This is a genomic window from Rhizobium sp. TBD182 (assembly GCF_001950375.1).
Lineage (GTDB): Bacteria > Pseudomonadota > Alphaproteobacteria > Rhizobiales > Rhizobiaceae > Agrobacterium > Agrobacterium tumefaciens.
On the sequence record NZ_BDLN01000029.1, the window covers coordinates 1 to 1,682 of the forward strand.

General features: G+C 61.9%; 1 protein-coding gene. It reads left to right on the top strand.

Annotated features, from left to right (window positions below):
* The coding region (traA, locus tag T18_RS26185; protein WP_075807888.1) for a Ti-type conjugative transfer relaxase TraA at window positions 1–1,682 on the top strand (1,682 nt) is incomplete at both ends.

Consider the following 1,682-nt stretch of genomic DNA (forward strand, 5'->3'; position numbering starts at 1 on the left):
CCGCAGAATTTGCCGAGCGCCGCTGCGATGCCCGTGTCGCCCGCGAGTTCGAGATCGCCCTTCCGCATGAACTGTCTGACGCCGGAAGGCTGGCGCTGACACAAGCCTTTGCGACCGATCTGGCCAATCGTTTCGGCGCTGCCGTCGACTTCGCCATTCACGTGCCGCAGGGCAAGAGCGACGACCGCAACATCCACGCCCATGTCGTCATGACCACCCGGGTGATCACGCCGACCGGTCTTGGAGAAAAGACCCTGATCGAGCGCGATAACGGATGGCTGATCGAGCGGGGCCTGCCGACCACGCAAACGCAGGTCAGACAGATCCGCGAGGCCTTTGCCGGTCTGGTCAACCGTCATCTCCTGCGTGCCGGTCTCGACCGCCGTGTCGATCACCGTTCGCATCTGTCCCGCGGTCTTGCCATCGAGCCGACAGGCCACATGGGCGTGCATGCCTCGCAGATGAAGGAGCGTGGTGTCAATGTCTCCCGCAGCCGCATCGATGACGACGCGGCACACCGGAACGCGCAACTCATCCGCCGTCGCCCCGAGCAGGTGCTTGCCCTCATCACGTCAGGTCAGAGTGTCTTTACCCGTCACGATATCGCCAGAACCTTGAGCCGCTACATCACCGATAGGACTGCCTTCCAAAATGCCCTTGCCGCCGTCATGGCATCACCGCAGCTCGTTCTTCTGCAGCAGGAGCAGCAACGCGAACCGGCCCGCTATTCCACCCGGGAGATGATCGAACTCGAACAGCTGATGGCGACGAGTGCGATCAGGATGGCGGAGCGATCGGCCCATGCCGTGAGAACGGCGACGATCACAAACGCTATGGCGGGGCAGGACAGGGAATTGTCAGGACAAGGCCTCAGTGACGAGCAAAAGAGCGCCGTGTTGCATGTCACCGGACCGGAACAGATAGCAGCCGTCATTGGCTTTGCCGGTGCGGGCAAGTCGACCATGCTGGCGGCAGCACGGCGGGCATGGGAGGCGGACGGTTATCGTGTTCATGGTGCTGCCCTTGCCGGCAAGGCGGCAGAGGGATTGTCCGCATCCTCGGGCATTGCCGCGCGCACGCTGGCGTCGTGGGAGCTTGGCTGGCACAACGGCAGATCTCTCCTCGGACACAGGGACATTCTTGTCATCGACGAGGCCGGCATGATCGGCAGCCGGCAGCTTTACCGTTTCGTCAGGCAAGTCGAGGCACGCGGCGCCAAGCTGGTGCTGGTCGGTGATCACGAGCAGTTGCAGGCGATCGGTGCGGGATCTCCCTTCAGGGCCATTTCCGAGCGAACGGGCGCCATCGAACTCACAGAAATCCGTCGCCAGAAACACCACTGGCAACGACAGGCCTCGATCGCCCTTGCTACCCGCCGCACCTCTGAAGCACTGGCACAGTATGATCAGCAGAATGCCATCCGTTTTGCCGATGATCGACAACAGGCATGTGCAGATCTCGTGCGTGACTACCTCGTTGACAGGCATCAACATCCGGACCAGTCCCGCATCGCCCTTGCCCATCGCCGTGCCGATGTCCGCGCCATCAATGACGCCATTCGTGAAGGTCTTCAGGCCGAAGGTGTTCTGGCAAAGGCAAGCAGCCCGTCCGCCACACAGGAAGAAGCATCTGGCGTCAGGAAAAGTGTCGAGCAAACAGATGGCGAGATCGTCTATCAGACC